The sequence below is a fragment of the Streptomyces griseochromogenes genome (assembly GCF_001542625.1).
Taxonomy (GTDB): domain Bacteria; phylum Actinomycetota; class Actinomycetes; order Streptomycetales; family Streptomycetaceae; genus Streptomyces; species Streptomyces griseochromogenes.
In genome coordinates, this window is record NZ_CP016279.1 from 5,338,734 (window position 1) to 5,363,852 (window position 25,119).

The window sequence follows — 25,119 nt, forward strand, 5'->3', positions numbered from 1 at the left end:
GCGTGTTGGTGTCGCGGGTGGCTTCATTCGGGTGTTGCGCGGTACTCTCCGCCAGTTTGGGTGTGGTACGCGCACGCTGAGTGACTCGGTGATACCCGGGACCACTGCAGGTCCTGAGTCAGAACGGCGGGCTTCGAAGTAGCCGCCCGCACAGTGTTCGACGGCCCGTCGGGCATGGAGTTCACGGGCTGGACTGGCTATTCGACGGCCGGTTCCTCCTGGGCGTGCTGTACGGCCGTCTTCACGGCCGGCTCTACCTCGTACCGGCCGGTCTCGGTCGCCGCGGCGTGCGCGGTCTGGCCGCCTGGGCTCTCTCGGATGCCTTGCGCCAGCGGCGCCACTGGGCGTCGTAGTCGTCACCGGTGAGGCTGGCGCGAGCTCCGTGCGTTCTTCTTCGGCGGATCGTTCCAGCTTGATCGGCTCATCGGGGATCTGGGCTACGGGCGTGGATCCCAAGTGGCGCATGGGGCGTGCTGACGATCTGACTTACCGCCCGATCGGGTAGAGCCGCGACCGGTTCCCGGGCGGGTTGCTTGCGGGAGTCGCTACGAAGATCACGACCTGCCGTGATCTTCGAGAGGATCCTGCTCGTGCACTTCGCCCGCACCGCTGCCGCGGCTGCCGTGTTCGCCGCTCTCCTCATCCCGACGACCGCCAATGCCGCTCCCAGCTCGGCTGCTGCCGCGCCCGGCGACACCGTGACCCTGCCCGTCCGTGACGCCCTCGCCGGCCTGCCCGTCCAGGCCGAGGACCGCACCGGATACGAGCGCACCAAGTTCAAGCACTGGATCGACGCTGACAAGGACGGCTGCACCACCCGCGCCGAGGTCCTCAAGGCCGAAGCGGTCATCGCCCCGGTGCAGGGTGCGAAGTGCGCGCTGACTGGTGGCGAGTGGTACTCACCGTACGACGACCGCTACATCCAAGGGCCCAGGGGCTTGGACATCGACCACCTGGTCCCGCTGGCGGAGGCCTGGGACTCCGGCGCCTACGCGTGGACGGCGAAAGAACGGGAGGCCTACGCCAACGACCTAGGTGACGACCGGGCGCTGATCGCAGTGTCGGCGGCCAGCAACCGGTCCAAGGCGGACCAGGACCCCAGCACGTGGCTTCCCCCGGCCGCCGGCTACCGCTGCCAGTACGTCACCGACTGGGTCGCGGACAAGATCCGCTGGGGCCTGAGCATCGACCCCGCGGAGCGGGCCGCCCTCGCGGACGTGCTCGACGGCTGCCCCGACGTTCCCATCACTGTCACCCAGGCCCGCTGACCGCCCTTCCAGTCCGCCCGCGCCCTGGCGCGCTTCGAGCGCGCCAAGGGTCAACTCTCCTTCGGCACCTGGCCGGCCAGGCCGCGGTCAGGAGACAGCACAGGGCTCTGCCGTGACGGCCCGGCCTGCCCGTAGTGCCGGTGACCACGCGGTGAAGGAGCCGTGGGGGAGTTGTCGGACCTTGTCAACGCGCATAGCGCATGGTGTCACGGCTGCGGGTTTCTGTTCCTGACAGGTTTCTGTGCCGCTCCGGTCCTCGCGGAGCCGCCCGCGCCTCCGTCGACTGTTACCGCCCGCAGCGCGCTGGCCGCCCTCACGGTGGCCGCCCCGCATTCGATGAACGGCTATGCCCGGGACAAGTTCGATATCTGGTCCACGCAGCCGGACGGCTGTACCACCCGCCAGGACGTGTTGGCCCGGGACGGCAAGGACGTGCAGGACAAGCCCGACCACTGCCAGCCCGCCTCCGGCTCCTGGTACTCGGCTTACGACGACGTCACGGTCACCGACGTCGCGAAGGCCACTATCGATCACATGGTCCCCTTGGCCGAGGCCTGGCGCTCAGGGGCCGACACCTGGACGGCGGACCAGCGCAATGCTTCCGGTAACGACCTGAAAGACCCGTAGCTGCTGATCGCCTCGGAGTCGGTGAACTCCTCGAAGTCGGACAGACGGCCGGCCGACTGGGGGCCCACCAACCGCGCCTTCTGGTGCACCTACGCCAAGGACTCCACGCACATCAAGTCGTGACCACCACGGACAACGAGAAGACGGCACTGTCGTCCATGCTCGACACCTGCACCAATTGATCGCGCCCCCAATCGAGCCAGGGCCCTCGGGCGCGATGGTTCTCGAGGTTGTCCGGGGCCTTCCATGAGGCGGAGAGGGCAGGATTCGAACCTGCGTGGGCCTCGTGGGGCCCGACCTTGAGGCGTGCTCGCTGGTCCCCGATCAACCGCTCCGGGCACCTCTCCCTTGTTTCCGGCTCCGGGTGGTGTCCGGTGCCGTTCACGTGAACAAGACTGGCAGGGCTGCCTGACGGGGGACTGATGTCTTCCTGAGGTGGTCTGCTGGGGGAGCGTGGCGGTCCGGCGCTGCACTCCGTCAGCCGGGGCAGAGGACTGTCGCGGTTTCTCTCAGCGGTTTGTCGTCCCGGCGGTGCGTGGTGCGTGCCCAGAAGGGCGCCCGGCGTCCGTGCCCCCCCGGAGGTGAATGGAGGTGAGCCCTGCCGCTCCTGGTGGGAGTGGCAGGGCCAGGGGGTGCGGGTGGGGGTCAGTGGAGTGCGCTGACCTCGGTGGCCGACAGTGTTCGGGGGTAGACGTGGACGTCTGTGACGGAGCCGGGGAAGGCCAGATATGGGGTGGTGGTGGAGGCGCTGTTGACGCAGCCGCCGATGGTCAGGGGCATGGAGGAGTCGTACTGGGGGCTGAGGTTGGTGGCGGTGCCCATCAGGGTGCCGTTCTGGTAGAGGGCCATCGAGCCGGTTCCGGAGGCTCCCGCGACGGGTGCCCGGTAGGTGGCGACGAGGTGGGTCCAGGTGCCGACCGGGCCGCTGTTGGCGTCTCCTTCCGCGGTGGGGAAGTCGGAGTTCTCATCGTTGGTGGTGCTGGTCTGGAACATCCAGGCGCCACTGGGTTTGTCGTAGGACAGGTAGAAGGATTGGTGTTGCGTGGTGCCCTGGCAGACCGCGGTGGTGCCGAGAGCAGAGTTGATCTTGACCCAGGCCGACACGGTGTAGTCGCCGAGCGTGTTCACTGCGCTCTGTTTGCTCTTGAGGAAGCCGGTGCTGCCGTCGAACGCGACGCTGCCGGCCATCCCGCTCGGGGCGTTCGTGCTGAAGGTGGTGCTGCCGGACGGGGTGAGCGGGTTGAGGGATGCGGTGTCGGTGCCGTCTGCGGCGAGTTTCCACTCGTCCTCGGGCATGCCCTTGTCCCAACCGGAGGGCACGATCACGCTGCCCGTGCCGGCCTCGCTGCCGGACATGGCGTACGGGTAGACCTGGACGTCCGAGACGGAGCCGGGGAAGGCGTTGTACGGCGTGGTCGAGTCAGGACTGTTGACGCAGCCGCCGATGGTCAGGGGCATGGAGGAGTCGTACTGCGGAGTGAGGTTGGTGGCGGTGCCCATGAGGGTGCCGTTCTGGTAGATCGACATGGCACCCGTGCTGGAGTCACCGTCCACGGGAGCGGTGTAGGTGACGAGGAGGTGCGTCCAGGTACCCAAGGCTCCGGTGTTGGTGTCTCCTTCCGCGGTCGGGAAGCCGGCGCTGTCGTCGTTGGCTGTCGTGGTCTGGAACATCCAGCCCTTATTGCTGCTGTCGTATCCGATGTAGAACGCCTGGTGCTGGCTGGTTCCCTCGCAGATGGCGGTGGCGGGACCGGCTGCCGAGTCGAGCTTCACCCACGCCGAGACGGTGTAGTCCGCGAGGGTGTTGATCGCCGTGTGGTCGCTCTCCAGAAAACCGGTACTGCCGTCGAAGGACGTGGCGCCCGCAGGGGCGTTGACGGCATCGGGTCCGGCCGCATTGAAGGTCACCTTTCCGACTGTGGTGAACGGGTTTTCCCCGCGTTGGTCGGTGCTGTCGGAGGCCAGCTCCCACTCGTCGTCGGGGGTGTCACTGTCGGTGGCGACCGGGACGATCAGGTTCGGCGCCGTGCTGACGACCTGCGTGTTGGTGTCACTCAGGTACCGGCTGGCGAGGTCGGCGTAGTACGTGTTGGACGGGCTGCCACCCGAAAGGTCGCCCGCCTTCACGGACGACGACGTGGCGGTGCCGTCCGTAGACACCGCCGCCGCGAAGTCGATGACCTGCGTCCGGAAAGCCTCCAGCAGGTAGCTGTTCACCTGCTCGCGTGCGCTCTCCTGCGTCGCGGTGCCCGGGTGGGCGGCGGTGAACGGCGGGATGGTGGTGAGGTAGACGGTGATGTTGGAGTCCTGGGTCACCGGCTTCCCGTCGATATAAATCTGACTGTCGTCGGCGTAGTACGAACTCAGCTCGTTGTTGAGCGTGGACAGTCCGTTCTCGACGTTCGTGGCACAGGTGTTGGCGTCGCTCGTGCAGTTGAGCAGGTTGGCGGCGCCGGTGGAGACGAGGACGGTGCGCACGTTGCCCTGGGCCAGGACATTGCGGTCCAGCGGATTGAGCGCGCTGGTCGGGGTGTCGCTGTAGGTGCCCTGCGGCAGCAGGTTGTTGTTCAGGCTGCTGCTGTTGGTGCCGGCGTTGAGGACGCCGTAGTCCACGGTGCTGTCGCCGTTGGGGTCGTCGGCGAGAGCGCCGGTGATGGCGTCGCTGAGGTGGTGCTGACCGTCGCCGCTCGCGGTGTCCCCGTTGACGCTCTGGTCGCCGTAGAGGACCAGGGAGCCGGTGGGGGCGGTGGTGGGTGTGGTGACGTCGATGCCGGCCAGGTAGGGCAGGCCGGTGTACGTCGTCTGCGTGTACTTGCCGGCCGTGGTGTCACCGGTGCGGTTGGCCGCGTCGCTGACCCACACGGGGGTCTGGGCCGTGGCATGGCCGGGCATGGCGGACAGTGAGCCGTGCACCTGCAGGCTGACCAGCACGGTCGCCTGCTGCGCGACGGCCAGTGCCACGGGGTCGCTGGTGACGTCGCCGCCCGCGGGGATGGTGACGGTGGTGGCGCCGCCGAAGGTCAGCGGTATCGGTGCCGCGGCCGTCGTGGCGCCGCCCGCGGTGCCGTCCTGCAGGGCGACGGAGGCCGCGTCGAAGGCCACCGGGCTGGTGCCCATCGCGTTGGAGAGGTGGATGCGGACCCCGTTGCCGTCATCGGTGCCGATGCTGATGTGTGCCGGGATGCGCAGCGTCTGTCCGTTGACGGTGGCGATGCTGCCGCCGGACTGCTGCACCTTAGCGGTGTCCTGGACGGAGGACCAGGTGCCGACCCAGTGCTGGGCGCTCGACCCGCTGCCGGTGACGGCCAACGGCCGCACACCGACTCCGAGGACGTGCAGGGAGGGCTGACCGGCCTGGACGCCGTTGGTGAACAGCGGCAGGGAGATACTGCTGACGACAGAGCCTGGGCATTCCAGCGGGACGCTGATCGCGTAGATCTTCGGACCGGAGCTGGGACTGGTCTGGGTGTTGTTGCTGTGGTTCTCGTGGACCAGGGGCACCGAGGTAGCGGAGGAGGGGCCGCTGAGCCAGTCGGGCACGGTGTCCAGTTGGTATTCCTGGTTGGCGGGGTCGCCGTTGGGATCCAGGCAGTTGTTCTTGGCGTAGGTGATGGTGCCGGTGGCGCCCTTGGCTGCGCCGCCGGTGGCGAAGGCGAGGAAGACCACAGCGCCACCGGTGTTCGTCGCACCGCTGCTCGGAACGGTGAGGGTCTGGCCGGACGCCAGCATGTTGTCGTAAGTGCCGGTGCCGAACTTCGGTAGCGTGATGGTGGCGCCGTCTACGGTCACTGTCTTGCCGCTCTGCCAGCCGGCCGTGCTGGTCAGGTCGGCGGAGTTGATGCTGTTGCCGGAGCCGTCGGCGTCGGCCGGGCTGGTCGTGGTGGTGAAGGTGCTGGTGGCGGTGTTGTTCAGGCAGCTGCTGGTGGCGTTGATTGTGCAGGACAGCGCGGGCGCGAGCCGCAGCACGTCGATGCCGGCCTGGTAGCCGGTGGAGCTGGGGTTCTTGCCGGTCAGAGTGAGGGTCAGGGTGTGCACACCCTGCTTGAGGGTGAGCAGCTGGCCGCTGGAGTCCTTGGGGATCCCGAGGTTGACGAACCGGGTGGTGACGTAGGAGCTGTAGGCGTCGAAGCCGCTGATCAGAGTGGACTCGGTGGGCTTGCCCGCGTCCAGGACCAGACGGTAGATACCGTAGTCCTTGGCCTTGGTCAGATTGGCGCCGAAGCCCCAGGAGCCGTCCTTGGGGATGTCGAAGCTGAACGTCGCGCTGTCACCGCTGACGACCTTCGAGGTGCTGCTCTTGCTGGCGAGAAAGGCCTGGTAGCCGTCAGCGAACTCATAACCGCTGCCGGCGGCCTGGCTGATCAGCTGACCGCCCTTGGTGGTCGTGGTCGCCTTCGGCACGGCGGTGGTCGTGTTGTCGGTGTTGGTCGCCGTCCAGCCGCTGATCATCTTGTCGCCGTAGGCGTACGTCGGGGTGCTGGTGCCGGCGTAGAAGGCGTAGGACGTCTGGGTGAGGGACGTCGAGCCGGCCTGGTCCACGGCTTTGGCGTACAGGGTGTGCGGTCCGCTCTGGCCGGGGGCGAAGGCGGGGGAGGCGCTGCCGTTGATGACCGAGGTCCCGGTGCCCGGGCCGTTGTCGGAGGCGACGTAGTACGCCTTGCCCTGCGCGATCTTCGTGCTCGTGGTCCAGTGGGCGACGCTGCTGCTGTACACCGTGTTGCCGAGCGTGCCGTCCAGAGAGAACAGGTAGCCGGTGATGTTGTTGGTGTGGTTGTTGCTGAGAGTGAAGGTGCCCTTGTCACCGAAGGCAGAGCCTATCTGCCTGGCCGGGAACTGACTCGATGTCACCGTCGGGGCCGGTGGTGCGCTGGTGTCGACCGTGAAGGTCTGTGTCCTCGTCCAGATGCCGGAGCCGGTGCCGGCCCAGTAGCCGGCCGCGTTCTGTGCGGTGGCTTTCCAGGTGTAGGTGCCGTCCGGCAGGCTCGGCGTGGTCCAGTCACTGCCGTTGGTGTTGTACCGGGCGCGTTTCTTCGAGTCCGTGCTGGGGCCAAAGCCCTGATGCACCAGTGTGCCGGAGGAGTTGTAGACGTTGTACTCGATGCGCACCAGCTCACTGCCGCCCGCCAGGTCGGGGTCGACCGCTCGCGCGGACAGCGTCGGGGTGTGGGTGGTGGTCATCGTCTTGCCCATGCTCACCGCAGACGGCTTGATGGAGGGGGTGCCGGTGCCGTTCTTGAGCTTGGGCCGGTAGCTGTAGGTGACCGACATGGTGGCGCCGCCGCCGTAGGCGAGCTGCTTCCACTGGTGAGGGTCGTTCATGTCGGGGGACTGGACCATCAGCGTCATACTCTTCCAGCCGCCGGCCGCCGCGCTCTGCGCACGCGAGGTCACGTCGAACTCGAGCGACGGCGGGCTGACCGAGGAGTGGGCGCCATCGGTGACAGGACAGGTGCCCGCCTCGTGGCTCTTGGGGTTGGTGCCTAGCGAGCCGGTACGTCCGTCGGGCTCGTGGCCCCAGTACAGCGAGGAGGAGCCCCATCCGGCGGGACGGTCGGTGCCGTAGACGGCGGCTGGGGTGTCGTCGCAGGAGGCGGCGGAGAGCTGCTTCACGTATAGCGAGGCGTGGGTGACCACAGCGCCTTTGATGCCGCTGGTGTTCATCTGGTAGTAGGTGCGGGCCCGTTCGCCGTTGCCGGGAGGATTGTTGTCCCAACCCTCACGGGCATTGGTGGCACCCGTGGTGGACGTCGAGTTGTAGACGTTCCATCCGTTGTCGGAGATCCGCGCCCAGTCCAGCTGGGAGGGCCTGCCGCTCCACTCGGGGTCGATGTAGACCGGGTAGGAGGTGCTCTTGGAGGTGAGCAACTTCTTGTCCAGGTCCAGCAGTTGTCTGCCAGGCTTGAGGCTCACCCGGACCTGGGCGCGGTGTGTGCCGACCTTGGCCGCCGCCTTGTGCTCGGCACGGGCGGAGGAGGTGGTCGCGGTGTGCGTGAGGCTCGTGGCCTTCTGGCCAGCACTGTCCCACATCAGCGCGGTGTCACTGTGGAACACCGTCTCACCTGTGCGCTTGTCCGTGGCCTGCGCACCACCATCGCGGGTGGCAGCCAGCTTCAGATTGGCCGAGGTGGTGCTGAGCGCAAGGCTCCGCAGGCGTGGATCGGCCGCCGCCTTGGGGGACTTGACCACGAGGATCGAGGAGTAGCCGGAGGCGTCCGCGGTCAGTTGCAGGTCGACCTGGGGTAGCACATCTGGGTAGGTGGCGGTATCACCAGATACCACCGGCGTGGGTAGCGCGTCCGGCCAGGAAAAGCCCAGCTTGTCGTCGCCGCTCCGCATCGTGACCAGAGCACCGGAGCCGCCGCCGGAGAATGCCACATTTGTGACGGCGGCCTTGGGCGCCCAGGTCCCGTCCGCCTGTCGCACGAGCGTGGTGTCGATCGGTACCCACTTCCTGTGCTGCAGGGTGCGCTGCGGCATCGAGGAGTCGGTGCGGGTGAACGTGCCGTCCGGGTTGGCCACTACCAGCGTGCCGGTGTCGGTGAGCTGATCGACTGTCACCGGCTTGCCGGTTGCCTTGGCCTGGGCGGACGCCGACTCTGTGGGGTTGAGCCGCCTGTCGGCTGACGATTGGCCATCGCTTGCTGCGGAGTGCTCGGGCGATGGAGCAGGAGCGCCGGATGCCGCATGGGCAGGTGCCATGGCGGCCGGTGACCCGGCGGCCATGACTATGGCGAGAACGGTGGCGACCGACCTCGGCGCGGAGCGTCTGGGCCCACGTCTGGGTGTGCGAGAGGCGGACATTGAAGTTCGGATCCTTCGCAGTTCAGGCGGTTCCCCCCGTGGGCTCCGCGCCGCTGTGCATTCTCAGGGCCGACGGATGCGGGGGTCCATCGTCAACTGATCGACCTGGTACTCGTGGTGGTCCGTTTTTGACGGATGCGGGTTGACTTGGGATCCAATCTGGGTGATTTCTTTGCTCTTCATGTGGAGATGCTTTACATATTGTGTTGGATTCAGCACCTAGCGTGAAGTTTTCGTGGGGGGCTTGATCGACTGTGCCTCCCCTTCGGCGTGCACTCAAACTGCTTCGCAAGCAGAAGAGTTGGGCGTTTCGGGACCGAGGAGGGGGACGCACCGCATGGCGCGGACAACGGGGTGGGAGCGTGTTCGGGCAAGGCGCGCGACCCGGAGGGCTCATCGCACAGCAGTGGTGACGGCGGGCGCCTTGCTGGTGGGCCTGCTTCCCTCCGGCATGGCCACCGCTGCCACTGTGGAGAAGCGGCACGTGTCGGCCCCGGCCCTTCCGCATGACAAGCGGATCCCCTTCACACATGCCAGACCGAAGCGGGGCTCCTCTCCCAAGGAGTTCAAGCACTTCAATCCCGCCACGCACGCCCAGCTTCCCGCGCCCGGCAGCGCCGTGGTCACCCTGCCCGTTGCTCCTGCTTCCACGAGGCTGACTGCCAAAGCGACGCAAGTGCGGGCCGGGAGCACGCCCGTCCTGCTCGGTGCCGCCGCGACCGCACGGCCTCAGGGGACCGCCGTCACCGAAACACAGCGCGTGCGGGTGGCCGTGCTGGACCAGAAGGCCGCGCGCGCCGCCGGTGTCCACGGTGTGCTCTTCACCCTGCAGCGCACCAGCCCCGGGGGCGGAAAGGTCGCACTGCGGGTGGACGACTCTTCGTTCCGCTACGCCTTCGGCGGTGAGTTCGCCTCCCGTCTGCACCTGGCCCAGCTGCCCGCGTGCGCCCTGACCATCCCCAAGCTGACGCGCTGCCAGACACAGACTCCGGTGCGCGCGACCCCTGGTGCACCACTGTCCGCCCAAGTCTCCGTACCCGAGGCAGCCCCCAATGCTTCCGGAGCCAGCCTCTCTCCTCTCTCGGCAACGACTTCGCCCAGCCAGACGGTTGTCATGGCCGCGACCTCGGGCACCTCGGGCTCCGCCGGTGACTACTCGGCGACCAGTCTGTCGCCCGGCGGCTCCTGGTCCACCACGGGCAACGCCGGCTCCTTCACCTACAGCTACCCGATCACGGTCCCCGCGGCCATCGGTGGAGCGGCGCCGAAGGTAGACCTGTCGTACGACTCCTCCAGTCAGGACGCGCGCACGGAAGGGACGAACAACCAGTCCTCCTGGCTCGGTGACGGCTGGAACTCGACCGAGAACTACATCGAGCGCACCTACAAGTCGTGCAACGGCGACTCGTCCGCGGGCGCGCCCAAGAACGACGGGGACCAGTGCTGGGCGGGGCAGATCCTCACCCTGTCGCTGAACGGCAAGTCCACCGACATCGTCTACGACGACGCCACCAAGACCTTCCATCCCGCCGACGACGACTCGACCACCAAGATCGAGAACCTGACCAGCGCCAAGAACAACACCGACAACGGCGAGTACTTCAAGGTCACCGAGAACGGTGTGCAGTACTTCTTCGGCCTCAACCGGCTGCCGGGTTGGTCCAGCGGCAAGGACGAGACGAAGTCCGTGTGGACCATGCCGGTCTACCACGCGCACAGCGGTGTATCGGCGTGCCCGGACAGCACGGACTTCGCCTCCACCTCCTGCACGCTCGGCTACCGGTTCAACCTGGACTACGCCGTCGACACCCACGGCAACGCCACCGCCTGGTACTACAGCCCGGAGACCGGCTACTACGGCGCAGACATGAAGGACACCGCGGTCGCCTACACCCGCGGCGGCACCCTGTCCCGGATCGACTACGGCATGACCTCCTCGACGATCTACTCGGGCACCGCACCGGAGCAGATCCTCTTCGACACCGCCGAGCGCTGCATCCCGGGCACGCCGTCGGGCAACACGTGCGCAGACAGCCAGTTCACCGCGGCCAACGCCGCCTACTGGCCGGACGTGCCGGTGGACTTGAACTGCGCCTCGGGCAAGAGCTGCACCAACCACGGGCCGAGCTTCTGGTCCCGCAAACGCCTGACGTCCATCACGACTCAGATCCAGACCGGCGGGGCGACCAAGCAGGTCGACAAGTACAGCTTCACTCAGTCCTTTCCCGACGGCGGCGACCATGCCCCCACGCTGTGGCTGGACTCGGTACAGCGCACCGGCCTGGACACGTTGGGTGGCGCGTCGGGCAGTGCCTCGATGCCGGCGGTGAGCTTCGACCCGCCGCTGCAGCTACCCAACCGGGTCGGCACGATCCCGCAGATGCCGCTGATGTACCACGACCGCATCCAGACGGTCACCAGCGAGACCGGCGCCCAGACTACCGTCACCTACGACCGGCCCGAATGCTCCAGCGCCCCGGCCAGCGACCCGAACGATCCCACGGACGCGGCGGCTAAGACGTTCGCCTCCACCAACACCCTGTCGTGCTTCCCGGTGTACTGGACCCCCTATGGTCAGCCGGCGCCGTGGATGGACTGGTTCTACAAGTACAAGGTCGCCTCGGTCGTCACACAAGACCCGCACAACTCCTACCAGGACGGCACCCAGCCGGAGCTGGAGACGGATTACACCTACAAGGGCAAGCCGGGCTGGCACTACGACGACAACGAGGTCGTCAAGGCCAAGAACCGCACCTGGGGACAGTTCCGCGGCTACCCAGAGGTGGATGCCACCACCGGTGACACGAACGTCTTCCACTACACCAACGGCGCCAAGGTCCACGACCAGAAGACGCTGACGAAGACGTACTACTTCCTGGGCATGAACGGCGACACCCTGCCCGGCGGCAAGACGCGCTCGGTGCCCGACCTGACCAGTCAGGACGGCACCACCGCCACTGTCGCCGACGACGACGCGCTGGCCGGGCAGGTCTTCGAGACCGATACCTACACTGCCTCCGGCGGCGGCCTGGACAAGGCCGTCGTCACCGTGCCCAAGATCATCGGACCCACCGCTACCCGCAACCGCAGCGGCATGCCGGACCTGACGGCGCAGATGGTCCGCACCGCCAAGTCGCTCACCCGGCAGGCGGTCTCCTACGGCTGGCGCAAGACCGAGACCGACACCTTCTACAACACGACACTGGGCAAGTCGACCACCGGTATGGCGGTGCAGGCCGACGACCGGGGTGAGAGTGCCGACAGCGACAACGTCGCCAAGTGCACCTACACCCGCTACCTCACCGGCACTCCGGACACTCTGGTGCTGTCCGCCGAGACCATCACCACGGCCCAGGACTGCTCCAGCGCCGGGGCCACGCCCAGCGGCACGCTGATCTCCGACACCCGCACCTCCTACGACACCAACGCCTTCGCCTACGACGGGGATGGGCAGCAGAACCCGACTCTGCCCAAGACCGGTGACGCGACCCTGGTCCAGAAGGCATCGGCCGCCAGTGGCGCGACCGCGACCGCGTTCGTCGACCAGGCCGCCACCCGGTACGACTCCTACGGCCGCGTAACCAAGGCCACCCGCACCCCCAAGTCCACGTCCCCCGACGGCAAGAGCCTCGCCCAGACCGTCTTCACCTCCTACACCCCCGCAAGCGGAGAACTCCCCACCAGCAGCACGACCATCACCCAGGTCGCGCCCGGCGTGAACTGCTCCACGGTCACCGTGTCCTCCAAGGACTGCCAGCTCGCCGGCAACACCCTGGACCCGGCCCGCGCCCTGCCCACCGCCAAGACGGACGCGGCCGGCCTGCTCACCTCACTCACATACGACGCACTCGGCCGAATGACCGCCGTGTGGCTGCCGAACGAGATCAAAGCCAACAGCGCGCCGGCGAACATGAGCTACACCTACAGCCTGTCTAAGTCGGCACCCTCGATCGTGGCATCCAACACACTTCTGGACAACGGAAGTTACAAGACCAGCGAGACCCTGTACGACGCGTTGTTGCGGCCGCTGCAGGTACAGGCGACGGCGGAGAACTCCAGCACGACGGTCTCGGACACGCAGTACGACTCACACGGCTGGACAGTTGCCACCAACAACGCCTACAACGTGGCCGGCAGCCCCAGCAGCAAGCTGATCTCCGTCTCGCAGGTCTCTATCCCCGACACCACCGTCACCGACTACGACGGGCAGGGCCGGGCCGACCTGGTCACCGAGGAGCACGACGGGGTCAAGACCTGGACCACGACCACCGCCTACACCGGGGACAAGACCACCGTCCTGCCACCCAAGGGCGCGGTGGCCACGACCACGGTCGTCGACGCCCGCGGCCAGACCACCGAACTCGACCAATACACAGCCGCACCCACCGTCTCCGGCACCGCATCCAGCGGCTTCACCACGACGGGCGGCACCACCTCGGCCACCACCTACGGCTACACCGCCGCAGGACAGCAGCACCAGGTCACGGGCCCCGACAAGACGGAGTGGAGGTTCGACTACGACCTGCTCGGCCGCAAGACCTCCCAGACCGACCCGGACGCAGGCGGCAGCAGCTACGGATACGACGACGCCGGCAACCTGACCTCCACCACCGACGCCAAGCAGATCGAACTCGACTACACCTACGACCTGCTGGGACGCAAGCTCACCGGCACAGACAAGTCCAAGTCCAACTTCCAATTTGCCTCTTGGACCTACGACACCCTGCGCATCGGCCTGCAGACTTCCTCCACCCGCTACGTCCAGGGCGTGACCGGCGGCTACACGGTCGCGGCCACCGGCTACACCGTCCTCGGCAAGCCCACCGGAACGAAGATCTCCCTGCCGGCATCCGAGGCACCACTGTCATCGACGTACACCACGACCTCCACCTACAGCATCAACGACCAGCTGCTGAAAACACAGACAGACCCGCGCACCCAGGGACTGAACAGCGAGACCATCACCTACGGCCGTGACACGCTGGGCAACCCCACGACGACGGGCAGCAGCGGCAACATCTATGTCGGCGCCACCGTGTACACGAACTACGGTGAACCCTCCCAGCTCACCCTGGGGGCCTCCACCAACCCGGCCTGGGCCACCTACAGCTACGACGACCAGACCCGCCGGCTGACCGACCGCCTCATCAGCCGTACCCAGGCACCCGGCCCCACGGTCGATGACACCAAGTACACCTACGACGCTGCCGGCAACCCCACCTCCACCACTGACCAGCAGTCGGAGACCGGCAACACCGTCACCGACCAGCAGTGCTACGGCTACGACGCCCTCGACCGGCTCACCGACGCCTGGACCGCCAACGACAACTGCGCCGCCAACCAGCCCACGACCGGCACCCTGACCACGACGGCCGGCTCCTACTGGCAGTCCTTCAGCTACGACGCCATCGGCAACCGCAAACAGACTGTCGACCACGCGATCGGCAGCTCGGGCACCACCGCCACCACCACCTACACCAACGGCTGCACCGCCCAATGCAACCGCACCGGTGCCCAGCCCCACACCCTGACTGCCACCACCGGCGGCACCAACCCGACCGCCTTCGGCTACGACGAAGACGGCAACCTCCGCACCCGCACCCCCACCACCGGCCCGGGCCAGACCCTGACCTGGGACGACGAGAATCACTTGACGCAGGTGGACACAGACGGCTCCAGCCCGTCGACCACCAAGTACCTGTATGACGCCGACGGCAATCAGCTCATTCGCCGCGACCCCGGCCGGACCACCTTCTTCGCCGGCGACACCGAGATCGTCGTCAACACGAGCGTCACCCCCAACGTTCTGCTAGGCGCCGTCCGCACATACAGCCACGGCGGCTCGGGGAGCGCGGTGGCAGTCCGCTCCAGCCTCACAGGCGGCGGACTGAAGTACCTGTTCAACGACGCCCACAGCACCGCGACCCTCGCAATGGACACCACCACCCAGCAGGTCGCCCGCCAGCAGTACACCCCCTACGGACAGCCACGAGCCACCGCCAACACCACCGCCTGGCCCGACCCCACCCACTCCTACCTAGGCAAACCCCAGGACACGAGCACCGGCTACACCGACATCGGAGCCCGCAAATACGACCCCACCCTCGGCCGCTTCATCAGCATCGACCCCGTCTTCGAAGCCACCAGTCCCCAGCAACTCGGCGGCTACACCTACGCCGCCGACAACCCCGTCACGCAAAGCGATCCCAGTGGCCTCTTCCTGCCGGACATGAACGGTGGCTGCGCCACCCATTGCGGTGACGACACATCGACGTCCAGCGGCACGCACCATGACGGGAGCGTCACGGGGAACACGATGCAGACCTGCAACCGTGCCTGCTTCGAGAACCCGGACCGCTGGCATGCCGTCCAGAAGGCGGCCAGAGCCGAGACAGTCGCTCAGAAGATCCATGACTTCGAGATGGTAGCCATGGTCGCCGGGGGCCTCATCGCCGCAGTTCCCACTGGAGCAGCATGCATCGAAGGGGCGATCATCATCGGCCCGGAATGCGTGAGCGGAGCCACGAGCCTTGGGAACTCAGTCAATTCCATCTTCAGCGGGGCACCCGAAGGCGTGGAGCCCGTCGAGCCCTCCCGGTGCAGCTTCACCCCCACCACGCGTGTACTCATGGCCCACGGCAAGACGAAGCCGATAGCCAAGATCAAGGCGGGCGACACCGTCGAAGCCGCCGATCCCCACAACGGCAAACACCAGGGTCCCCGCAAGGTCCTTGCCAGGTTCGTCAACCACGACAAGGACCTCATCGACCTCACAGTTCAGACGGCACCCGGCCACTCCCAGACCATTCACACCACCTCCCACCATCCCTTCTGGGACGACACGGACCACACCTGGGTCCCGGCGGGTCTGCTCAAGACACATCACGTCTTGGAGACCGCCACGAACGGGCACGTCCGTATCCTCACCGTCCGGGTGCGCCGCGGCGCAGCCGACATGTACAACCTCACCGTTCAGCAACTTCACACGTACTATGTGCTGGCGGGGCCCACGCCGATCTTGGTTCACAACTGTGACGGTGACGTTGACTGGGTTAGCGAACCGACACGGACTGGGCCTGCCCAGGATTACGAAGATGGGGCGCAAGGGGCAAGGTCCAGAATCTCGAACCAGAAGCGGGAAGTTCCTGCCCTGGACTACGTCAACCTGGAAGGCGACACGCGCCAAGTGAAGTTCGACGGGTTCGACGAAAAGAATGGGGTCATGATCGACCGCAAGTACGGTGTCGCGACTGCAGAGAAGACCCAGCGCACTGTGATCAACCAGTCCATGGCTCTCGAACAAAACGGCTATACGGGGCTATGGGAAGTTGCCAACCAGCGCGCCTTCAATCGTGCAACCAGGATGTTTGCGCGACTAGGGATCACTAACATCGATGTTCAGGTGGTTGCTCCATGACAGATCAGGTCATCGTTAAGGCACTTGTCAATTTGATCATTTCGATTGATCTAAGTGACGAAGAAACGGTGGACTCGGATTTCGCCTCGTCGGCTTTCGAGGATGTGATGGCCACGCTCGACGAATTGTCCGATGGGGAGCGGGAAAACGTCGTCAGGATCGTCCAATCATTGGCCGATGGTGAGAGCTCGACTCAACGCAGGCAAGCACTGCTGGAGTTTCCCGATAATTTCGGATTGGTTGACGAAGAAGAGTGACCCTTTTGAACGAGAAGTTGCACCGGATTTGTTTCATTTGGGGCTGCTGGGGTCTCTGACGGCAACGTCGGTGGACCGCGCCTTCGTGGGGCTGCGCAGAGCGGTGGTTCGTCGCCTGAGTCAGCCAGTAGTCGGCTAGACCGACGGCGAAATCGGAGTGAAGCACCGCGCGCATGCCCTTGCCGTGGCCGGCACGGCCGCGGTCGCCCGCGACGGTGTGGGAGATCGGGGGTGCGGTCGGCATGCGGAGCCGGGTCTCCGTGAATTACCAGCTGGTCGAGCTGGAGACGAAGCAGGCGATCATCCGCGAGTCGGGCCGGGCGAGAGGGATCCGGCTCGCATGATCAGTCCGGCTTGCTACCACCTGTTGCTCGCCATGCCCGGGGGGCCGGTGCGGCACGGCTGGTTGGGGAGTGACGAGGTCGGCCGCGCCAAGTTCCGCGACTAGGTTGGCCTGTACGGGGGCGCTATGCCCGGAGCCCGCGTCACTCTGATCGATGAGGACGTCGGCGATACGGTGACGGCCTCCTGCCCGATCAGGCCACCGTCTCTGTGCTGGCCACCGCTATCAGCCTCGGTGACCACGAGCGGGCGCATGCGCCTGCTGGCCGACCAGCAGTGGGCACGCCTGGCGCCCTGCCTTCCCCACAACGCCGGAAAGGCAGGGCGTCCGTTCGCCGACCTCCGTCGCATCATCGAAGGGATCATCTACCGGTACCGCACCGGAATCCCCTGGAGAGATCTGCCCCGCGAAGGGTTCGGTCCCTGGCAGACGGTATGGAAGCGCCATCGCAGGTGGGCGGCTGACGGTATCTGGGACACGGTTCTGGTCCAGCTGACCGCCCAGGCGGACTCGGCCGACGGAATCGACTGGACCGTCTCGGTCGACTCGACAATCAACGGGGCCCACCAGCACGCCACGAATACGGCCCGGCCAGAGAAGGACACCGGCGCCGCCTGCCGCAGCAAGGGCGAAGCTCCTGCCACCATTCACCAGACATTAGGCGCGAGAGGTGGCCTGCGGAGAGCCCGGTGCGGGTGGCCAGGGCTCTGAGGCTGAGTCCGGAGGCGCGCTGGAGGCTGCTGAGGACGTTGGCGAGGTCCCGTTCAGCGGGGGTCGCCAAGTGGGCCGGCGACCATCATGACGTTGCCCTCGTCGACGCCGACGGCACGCTGGTCGCCCGGGCCAGGATCGCTGACGACGCCACCGGCCAAACAGGCACACCCGCCCGAACGGCCGAATGGTCCCACCGGTTACGCCCGACCCGCTGTGGCTGAGCAGTTCAGCCTGGCACCGCTCGCCGGCCCCAGTGCTCAGCCCTCCTGCGTCAGCAGCACGCGCACTACTACAGCCAGGGCGATTCGCCCGTGGCCGGAGCACCTTCCAACGGCAGTCGGTCGCGGTAGTACTCCGATTCCAACCACTCCTCCATCACAAGGACCGGACGTGACAGGCGTACGTCCCCCACCTCCTGCGAACGCAGAAGAAGCCCCAGATCGGTGAGGGAGAGGGAGCCATCGAGGGTGTACAGCAGGCAGCTCCCATGCTCGGCGGCGTAGTCAAGGAGGAACTGGTGCGCCTGCTCCGGCTCGCGGCCGGCCAGCGCAAAGCCCGCAAGCAAGACCTGTGGACCCGTGACAGCATCCAGCGCAATGCAAGCCAGCTTGCCCGCGTCGTAGAACACCTTCACCCCGTCGGCGAAGTCTTCCTGCCCGTACGGGCCGCCCACCTGCTCCTGCGGCTCAGAGACCTGGAGCGCGCTGGCCACTTCGGCCGGGCTCATCCCGAACCGCAGTGGCCCCAGCCCGACTCCGGACAGCAACGCCCAGCACTCCCGTTCCTCGCTCGCACCCACGCTCCCCGCCCCTTCAACTGGCCGTCTCTAGCCGTGTCCGCTCTTCTGGCCAGCATCGCGTGCGGAGCCAGTGCCTCAAAGTGCCACCGGCATGGCTTGAGTGCCACCTGAAGCGCTCAGCCACACCGTGTACCTCGGCAAGATCTTGCTACGAGCTCTTAGGGGTGACGAGGGCGAGTTCGGCGAGGTTGGCCGGCCAGGTGATGGGGCCGTCAAGGTCGACGATGCCGGGAGCGGTCACCGGACAGGCACTTCGGATCGAGGCGCTTTCGCAAACTGATCTACCGCTGCCGCACGATCCGGCGCAGGTGTTCCTCAACCCCCGGCTCGCCGGGAGGCATTCGGGGACGATGACGCCGAAGGCCGTCAAGCCTCCCGCAGGGCGCACGTCTCGGTGGCCCATTGGGCCGTGCCTCATTCGGAGTTCGGGTTGTGTCCGTGCCGTTGAGGGTGTCCAGGGCGCTGCGGGCGCCCGATCGAAGGTGGGGAACCGGCCACACCGAAAAGAGTAGGCCAAAGCCACTAATTCGCTTCCTTGTTCGATCTGCTGACGCATAGCCTCGATCATGTTCTGAAGCCGCACCGGACCGTCATCAGGGCGGACTGGGAATTGCTTCGGAGGGGGAAACAAGCCTTGCAGAGAACGCACAGCACGCGCTCCAGGCTCATTCGCCTCGCTGCCGCCGGAGCAGCCATCGCCGCCACCGCGGCCGGCTCTCTGACCGGATCGGCCAACGCCGTTCCGCAGAGCAGCAGTCCCGTCACCACCACGGTGACAACGTCGGTCACGCAGCCCGTGGGCGCCAAGGCCGACGTCGTCCAGCTAGCCCTCACGAAGGCACGCGCCAACGGTGACCGTGTCGCCCTCGTGAACAGCTTCAGCGCCAGCCCGCAGGCAACCACCTCGTGTTCCCTCGTGCGGAACGCGTGGCTGATCAGCCGCTTCCACGCGTGCGCGAACGCCACCGGCATCTTCCGGGTGCTCGATGCGCGTACCGGCAGGGAGCTGGGGAAGATGACGTACACCGTCCACGGTGACGTGACCTCCCGCACTGGGTCGAAGGCGTTCCCGTACAGCCTGCACTTCACCCGGAACAGCGTGTCCGGCGCTGCCGCTGGTGCGGTGATCTCGGGCAGTGCCTCCGCAAGCAACGCGACGACGCGCGGGAACATCCCGTCGCAACCGCTCGGTGCGAGCGGCAAGGCGTCGGCGAACTTCACCTTCACGAGCAAGGTCGGCAGGGGGAAGATCCTTGCGAGCGGAGCGACACCGAAGTGGATCTTCACGGTGCCGGGTGCAACGCCGAGCAACCCGGTGTCGTTCCCCGCTCCGGTGGTGCGCTGCGACAACGCACTGAAGGGCTACCCGAGGTCGTACGGGTGCGTCTTCCCGCAGTCGAAGAACGTGATCCAGTACTCACTGTCCGGGTACGTGAAGGAGGTCGCGAAGCACATCAAGGACGCGCAGGCATCCGGGCTTCCCGGCGCGTACGGCGGCCGGACGGTGCTCCAGCGGCTGTATGATGACAGGCAGATCCGGCGGAACCGGCGCACGTCCTGCCCGGACAGCCTTCCGCGTCCAGCCGGGAAGTCATGTGACGAGTACGCGTTCGCGAGCACCTACCAGGGCGGTGCGCTGCTGGGCAGGTTCAGCCGCCGCATGGTGAACGAGACGCAGAACACGGACGCCGGGCGGGACCTGAACAAGTTCTACACAGTCAACCGGATCTTGAACAAGGACCCGTTCCAGGTTGCCATCGTTCGCTGACCCGACGACGCTGAAGCTGGCCCCCACGCATCCGTGTGGGGGCCGGTACGTTTGCCACACCTTCTGCCGACGATTCGGGGATGCCTGCGATGCAGCAAGAGATGACGCTCCACGCCGCTTACGTGCACTACTGGATCACCGGGAGCGAGCCCGAGCCGGGAGAGGTTCCGAGGGGGGCGGGGCGGCAGCGGGACAACGGGCGGGTGGCGGTGCTGGAAGCCAGCGAGGAGCATCCGGGGCTCGTGATCAGGACGGGTGTGCAGCACGGTGACATTCCAGCCGTGGTGCGGGTCCACGAAAGCGAACCGGAGCTGGACGGGGAGGGCTGGGACGAGATCGTGGAGGGCGATCTCCAGGCAGAGTCGTACGTTCAGCTGAGCAACCTGGACGGGCAGTTGCACGAGTTCGATCTGCCGTGGCCGGGCTACGGCGATGAGTGCAACTGGCGGGTGAGGCTGTCGGTGAAGGGCGCTGACGACTCTCTGTCGGTGGCGTATGGAGAGGACGGGCACGAGCTGACGGAGCGGCACCGCATCGACATGTGGCCGGCCCCGGAGGGTGGATTGCGCTGGCTGAGGGAAGATGCTCGGGGCTTCCGTAAGCCGCAGTAGCGCGCCTGATCACGCCGCCACTTTGCGGCTGGTGGCGAACATCAACAACAAAAAATACCCAGTTGAGACGAAGCTGCACACCGCGGTCTGCGCCGGAGAAGTGACCCTTCAGGCAGCGCAGCTGGCACCTGTGATAGCGGCGTTCGGCCTCTCGCGTTGGACCCGATCCGGTGGGCTCTGTGGGTCGTCAGCGGCGAGATCCAGTACGGCGTCTACGAGTACCTGCGTGACCTCGTGTTCTGAACTATGCACATCTCGTAAAGTGTTGGCCCCCCTCGGCTGTCTGCCGGTGGGGCCCACCCGTTTCAGGAGAGAAGTTGCTGACCGAGCAGAGCGGCAAGAAGCCTGTCGCGCAAGTCATATCTGACAACCTGTGGATGTCCCCCGGGCTGTTCATCGCGGCGTCCTTCGTCCAGTTCTCCGTGCTCAAGCATCCCGGCTGGGATCGCTACGCCTGGTGGATCTACCTCGCGGGATGGGTTCCGCCCGCTCTCATGCTCCTCTGGAGCGGTGCCCGCAGGGCCAAGCCTCCACAGGGCGCGCCTGTCATCTTCGCGCTCCTTGCCATCTACGGCATCGTCACCGGTGTTCTCCAGCACGACTCCTTCCCTCTGTGAGCGGGGCGGTCGCAGCCGGAAGGTTCTCTTCGTGCAAGCTGGACGGGGACCTGTCCGAAGGGACGATGCACGAAGATCCAATTCCGCCAACTGCCGTGATCAGGAAGACTCTTCACTAATCGATCGGACATCTCCGGTCGAGCGTCCACCAGCCCAAGGGTGGCCGGCCGCCCAGGCACGGCAAGGAGTTCAGTCTGGCCAGGCCGCAGGCCTGGACGGAGCGGTTGGTGGTGACGGTGAACGACACACCCCGCTACGGCAAGGCCGAAGTACGTGCGTGGGACCGGCTCCACCCCGAGCTGCAGCAGCGTTCCGCCTGGATCGACCACGACGGTGAACTCCCCATCATCGAGGGCACGTTGATCCGACTCGAATCGAGGTCGACCATCTGCTGGGCGACCGCGACGCGCCGCCGGTCTGGCTGTGGTCCTCGGTACGCCGACCACCCTGGGCGTGACGGTGGGCGGCTCCGGGAGCGAAGTGATCAGTCTCAACAGGGTGTTCCGGCTCACCGGCGCTCCGAAGGCGTCCGCCATTCGAGCCCCGGCCCGACCCGCTGGCGCGAGACCGACCGAGATGAGAGTCGATCGCAGCCGTTCCGTTCGTCGGCCGAACCGCCGGGTGAGCTCCGGCACCTGCTCAACGGAGGTCTTGCGCGGACAGGACGCCTCCGTGCAGACGAACCGCCGTACTCTCAACACCACCACGACACAATGGCCTGCCGTTGGTAGATCACGCGGAAACCGCAGATAGGAGCCGTGTACTCGCCCCGACCGGCACCCGCACCCCGGGCAGGCCGCCTGTCGGGCCGTGCTCCGAGCCTCAACCCGGACGATCGTTTCAGCCCTCTGGACTGATCCCACAGACACGTCCTCCACGGAGGAGAACAGCAACTCTTCGAGCTGCGGCCGTACTTCGTTCACGGCGCAGCACTGTCGACCACGCTGTCCACCGGCCGGGCGATTTGCGGGCGACCTCAACCACCAGCACGAGAAGATCGATGGTCACTCAGCGTAAGTGGCCACAACAAGTGGGCCAGAGCCGCCTTACACCGACGAAGCCAGGCGGACCAACGGACGTGTTCTTCTCTCTCGGTCCAGCGGATGGCCGAGGGCCCCGGCAGGGGCAGGCCAGCCATGAAGTGGGCGACGTCGACGAAGTACGCGAAGTCGCCGCTGACCGTGAGTTCGCGCAGGCGGCCGATGGTGGCGGCCAGGTCCTGGTGTTCGCCGCGGACGGCGTGGTGGAAGGCGGTCGCGAGTTCCACGAACCGGTGGAGGAAGGGAAGCCCGGCGGCCTTGATTTCCCTCGAAGAGGTTGGTGCTCGTGCCCGAACAACTCCCCTCCCCTGACGAGCCCGAGCCGGCCCACGCGGTGAGCCGGGAGGCCACCGCGGACATCGTGGGGGAGGTGCTGGCCTGGTACCGGCAGGAGATCCTCGCCGCGCGCTGTACCGCCTCCGACCCTGCGCGGCTGAAGCAACTGCTCGCTGAACACGACGCGTGCGTCCGGGACCAGGACCGGCTGCGGGACGCCACCGCACAGGAGACGGCGCGGATCGGCGCCCTCTACGCGGCCCGACTGGAGCAGCTGAAGGCAACCGGTTCATAGCCGCTGCGCCTGTGCACCTCGCGGACCGCGGGCAGGGTGGCGACCGGGGCGGGGCCGGGAAGCCGCCGCGGCCGTAACTGCGGGGGCATCAGCGGCCGCGCCAGGACGGAGATCGCCTCCACGTCCCGGCGGTATTGCGGCAGCATGGCCCGCAGCCGGCGCTGAACAGACCAGAACCGCGTCGCCTCCTGGACGGTGTAGGGCCGGGTCTGTTCAGCCAGCAGGGCGTCGGCTGCGCCCGCCCGCCGTGTCCAGGCTCCCTCGGGGGTGAGGGCGTTGCGGTACAGGACGGTGCCGTCGCGCCGCCACACCATCACCGAGTCGGCCACGCGTGTCTCCTCGGCTGCCGCCACGGCCTGGGCGAGCGCGTCGAAGTGTTTGTCGTGTCCGTATGTAGTGGTGAACCGGCCGTGCCCGCCGAGTCTGTTCACCTGGGCGCAGCGCTCGGCGGTGCCCTGCCGGGAGTCCGCTGCCCGTACGGCCAGAGCTACCAGTTCCACCCGGTAGCCCGCGCTCCGGTAGAGCATCGCGCCCTCCACGAACGAGGCCGCGCCGCCCGGGGTGATCTCGATGACCACATCCCCGCGACGCTCCCTGACGCGCGCTTCGGCCATGGCCTGCCAGGCGCGGTAGTCCGCCCGGATCCGTTCGCCGGCTGTCCGTGGCTCCTCGCGCAGCAGGGTCAGGTAGTCCGGGTGGGCCGCCTTGAAGTCGTCCCCGCTGATCTGGGTGGGCCGTCCGCGCAGGGCCCGGCGCACCATCGGGGCCAGGCGGGTCTTGCCGGAGCCGGGCTGGCCCATCACGTACACCGCGACCGGCCGCTCCTGCGGCGTGATGCCCTCCAGAAGAGACGGGGCGATCAGCACGTCGAAGATCCAGCGGTGCTCCTCGGCGGAGAGCCGGTGGTAGTCGGTGCCGGGAGCCTGGCGCCGGATCTGGGCGGTGCGCCGCAGCGGCTCGGCGAGAGCAGCCGCGCGTTCGGCGTCGCGCCGTACGGCCAGCGACCAGTCCTCGGGCAGCCACGGATCGTGCGCACGCCGGTCGGCCTCGGCGAGCTGGCGGCGGAAGACGCCGGTCTCCGCCGCGCTCCACGGGCGTAACCGCTCAGCCAGCAGCACCTCGCGTGCACCGACCGGGTGGCGCCAGTGGCCTGGGGGCGTGAGTTCGTTGGCGTACAGGACTTCGCCGGCGCGCCGGACGACGACGACTTTGTCGGCCAGGCGCCCGGCCTCGAGGTCCGCGAGAACGGCGGGCAGCGCGGCCGCGCACGCATCGTGGTTGTCCCACCCTACGTACCGGGCCCGGCCCTCCTCGGCGAGCCGCAGGTACCGGTCCAGGACACCCAGTTGGGAAACGGCTTCCGGTACGGCCAGGGCCACGACCTCGATCCGGTAGCCGGCCGTGCGGTAGGCGGCCAGCGTGGCCAGCCACCCGGCCGGGTCGGCCAGGGCTTCCTCCACCACCACGTCGTACCGGCAGCCGCGGGCGTGGGCTTCGACCTCGGCCTGCCAGCGGTAGGTCTCCGGCCGCACCCGCACCCCGGCCGTCCGTACGTCCTCCGCCAGGAAGGCGGCGTAGTGTGGGTGGACAGTCTTGTAGGTGTCCCGGTCCACCCGCACCGCGCCGCCGCGCTGTTCGAGGGCGGCGTGCACGAGGTCCATCACGAGCGTCTTGCCGCTGCCTGTCTGCCCGGCCACGAACACCGCCACCGGGCGCTCCTGGGGGACCGCGCCCGCCGTCAGCTTCGGCATGATCACATCGGCGAGCAGCTCGCCGTACTTCTCCACCAACGTCTCCCGGCCGCGTGCGAGCTCTTCCGTCCGATCCGGTGTGCCGTTCCGGCCCGCGCGACGCCGCGCGGGCCGGAACGGCCAGGGGCCGGCTACTCGGTGTCCAGCTTCTGGCGCAGCTGGTCCAGGGTGGATCCGTCGGGCGTGTGCCACAGGGTCCAGCCGTTGATGACGTTGCCCGTGACGGCTTCCGCTGCCTTCGACGGGGAGGGGAACGCAGAGGAGTGGCCGTCGACGATGAGCTGGCCGTCCGCGGTCACGACAGCGCGGCCCGACCGGTTGGCGCGGCGCTGGTGGAAGGTGAGGACCGTGTCCGGCTTCAGCAGCCCGGCCTGCATCAGCGCGGCCAGCGGCCCGTGGGGGACGACGGGCGCCGCCGTCTCGGGGGCGGATCCGCCCCCGAGGGACAGGGTGACGTGGATGGTGTCGTCGCCGCTCGCGCTCGTGAGCCGGGCGATGACGGCGGGGTCGAAGTGGATGCTGAGCGTGGCCATGC

At 67.3% G+C, this 25,119-nt stretch carries 14 protein-coding genes and 4 pseudogenes; 11 read left to right on the forward strand and 7 right to left on the reverse strand.

From position 1 onward, the window contains the following. The first annotated feature begins 590 nt into the window (after nucleotides 1-590). Nucleotides 591-1,268, forward strand: a complete 678-nt coding sequence (locus AVL59_RS22780) for an HNH endonuclease family protein (protein WP_067317629.1) — start codon at nucleotides 591-593, stop codon at nucleotides 1,266-1,268. 162 nt (nucleotides 1,269-1,430) lie between these two features. Further along, on the forward strand, nucleotides 1,431-1,895 hold the full coding sequence (locus tag AVL59_RS22785) for an HNH endonuclease family protein (protein WP_237281616.1): 465 nt from the start codon (nucleotides 1,431-1,433) through the stop codon (nucleotides 1,893-1,895). Nucleotides 1,896-2,147: 252 nt separating this feature from the next. On the opposite strand, the pseudogene AVL59_RS52400 reads toward AVL59_RS22785, so the two are convergent. After that, a pseudogene (locus AVL59_RS52400) lies at nucleotides 2,148-2,242 on the reverse strand. A 298-nt stretch (nucleotides 2,243-2,540) separates the two neighbouring features. Then, the gene (locus tag AVL59_RS54700; RefSeq protein ID WP_067307461.1) at nucleotides 2,541-8,453 is read right to left on the reverse strand and encodes a LamG-like jellyroll fold domain-containing protein; all 5,913 of its coding nucleotides are present in this window, start codon (nucleotides 8,451-8,453) and stop codon (nucleotides 2,541-2,543) included. 652 nt (nucleotides 8,454-9,105) lie between these two features. Here AVL59_RS54700 and AVL59_RS22795 point away from each other — a divergent pair. The 4 genes and pseudogenes from AVL59_RS22795 to AVL59_RS22805 form a co-directional block, all read left to right on the forward strand. Then, a complete protein-coding gene (locus AVL59_RS22795) occupies nucleotides 9,106-16,113 on the forward strand; it encodes a polymorphic toxin-type HINT domain-containing protein (RefSeq protein WP_159400019.1) in 7,008 nt (2,335 codons plus the stop codon). Then, nucleotides 16,110-16,370, forward strand: a complete 261-nt coding sequence (locus AVL59_RS22800; protein WP_067307467.1) for a hypothetical protein — start codon at nucleotides 16,110-16,112, stop codon at nucleotides 16,368-16,370. The genes AVL59_RS22795 and AVL59_RS22800 overlap by 4 nt, the downstream gene beginning before the upstream one ends. Before the next feature lie 173 nt (nucleotides 16,371-16,543). Beyond that, complete coding sequence (locus AVL59_RS51555) at nucleotides 16,544-16,714, forward strand: LexA family protein (RefSeq protein ID WP_107407379.1); 171 nt, start codon at nucleotides 16,544-16,546, stop codon at nucleotides 16,712-16,714. Between the two features lie 233 nt (nucleotides 16,715-16,947). Beyond that, nucleotides 16,948-17,391, forward strand: a pseudogene (locus AVL59_RS22805) (IS5 family transposase); the annotation flags it as partial. Nucleotides 17,392-17,716: 325 nt separating this feature from the next. Here AVL59_RS22805 and AVL59_RS22810 read toward each other — a convergent pair. Next, nucleotides 17,717-18,226: a hypothetical protein gene (locus tag AVL59_RS22810; protein ID WP_208870428.1), complete on the reverse strand. Its 510-nt coding sequence runs from the start codon at nucleotides 18,224-18,226 to the stop codon at nucleotides 17,717-17,719. 535 nt (nucleotides 18,227-18,761) lie between these two features. Here AVL59_RS22810 and AVL59_RS22815 point away from each other — a divergent pair. The 4 genes and pseudogenes from AVL59_RS22815 to AVL59_RS54705 all read left to right on the forward strand — a co-directional run. Next, a complete protein-coding gene (locus AVL59_RS22815) occupies nucleotides 18,762-19,994 on the forward strand; it encodes a NucA/NucB deoxyribonuclease domain-containing protein (protein ID WP_159400020.1) in 1,233 nt (410 codons plus the stop codon). Nucleotides 19,995-20,083: 89 nt separating this feature from the next. Continuing rightward, nucleotides 20,084-20,605 carry a hypothetical protein gene (locus AVL59_RS22820; protein WP_159400021.1) on the forward strand — a complete coding sequence of 174 codons (522 nt, stop codon included), beginning with the start codon at nucleotides 20,084-20,086 and terminating at the stop codon, nucleotides 20,603-20,605. A gap of 317 nt (nucleotides 20,606-20,922) precedes the next feature. Further along, nucleotides 20,923-21,222, forward strand: a complete 300-nt coding sequence (locus tag AVL59_RS22825; protein ID WP_067307474.1) for a hypothetical protein — start codon at nucleotides 20,923-20,925, stop codon at nucleotides 21,220-21,222. A 152-nt stretch (nucleotides 21,223-21,374) separates the two neighbouring features. Further along, nucleotides 21,375-21,655: pseudogene (locus tag AVL59_RS54705) on the forward strand (NF041680 family putative transposase); the annotation flags it as partial. Between the two features lie 247 nt (nucleotides 21,656-21,902). Here AVL59_RS54705 and AVL59_RS54710 read toward each other — a convergent pair. Both AVL59_RS54710 and AVL59_RS52410 read right to left on the reverse strand, forming a co-directional pair. Then, nucleotides 21,903-22,145: pseudogene (locus AVL59_RS54710) on the reverse strand (transposase family protein); the annotation flags it as partial. A gap of 53 nt (nucleotides 22,146-22,198) precedes the next feature. Further along, nucleotides 22,199-22,489 (reverse strand): hypothetical protein, encoded by a 291-nt coding sequence (locus AVL59_RS52410; RefSeq protein WP_159400023.1) that lies wholly within the window; start codon nucleotides 22,487-22,489, stop codon nucleotides 22,199-22,201. A gap of 59 nt (nucleotides 22,490-22,548) precedes the next feature. Between AVL59_RS52410 and AVL59_RS22830 the strand changes: the two genes are divergently transcribed. After that, complete coding sequence (locus AVL59_RS22830; RefSeq protein WP_159400024.1) at nucleotides 22,549-22,833, forward strand: hypothetical protein; 285 nt, start codon at nucleotides 22,549-22,551, stop codon at nucleotides 22,831-22,833. Here AVL59_RS22830 and AVL59_RS22835 read toward each other — a convergent pair. Both AVL59_RS22835 and AVL59_RS22840 read right to left on the reverse strand, forming a co-directional pair. Beyond that, nucleotides 22,791-24,620 carry a zeta toxin family protein gene (locus tag AVL59_RS22835; RefSeq protein ID WP_237281617.1) on the reverse strand — a complete coding sequence of 610 codons (1,830 nt, stop codon included), beginning with the start codon at nucleotides 24,618-24,620 and terminating at the stop codon, nucleotides 22,791-22,793. The two genes, AVL59_RS22830 and AVL59_RS22835, sit on opposite strands and share 43 nt — an antisense overlap. 95 nt (nucleotides 24,621-24,715) lie before the next feature. Continuing rightward, nucleotides 24,716-25,117 carry a restriction system modified-DNA reader domain-containing protein gene (locus tag AVL59_RS22840; RefSeq protein WP_067307479.1) on the reverse strand — a complete coding sequence of 134 codons (402 nt, stop codon included), beginning with the start codon at nucleotides 25,115-25,117 and terminating at the stop codon, nucleotides 24,716-24,718. Nucleotides 25,118-25,119 lie beyond the last annotated feature (2 nt).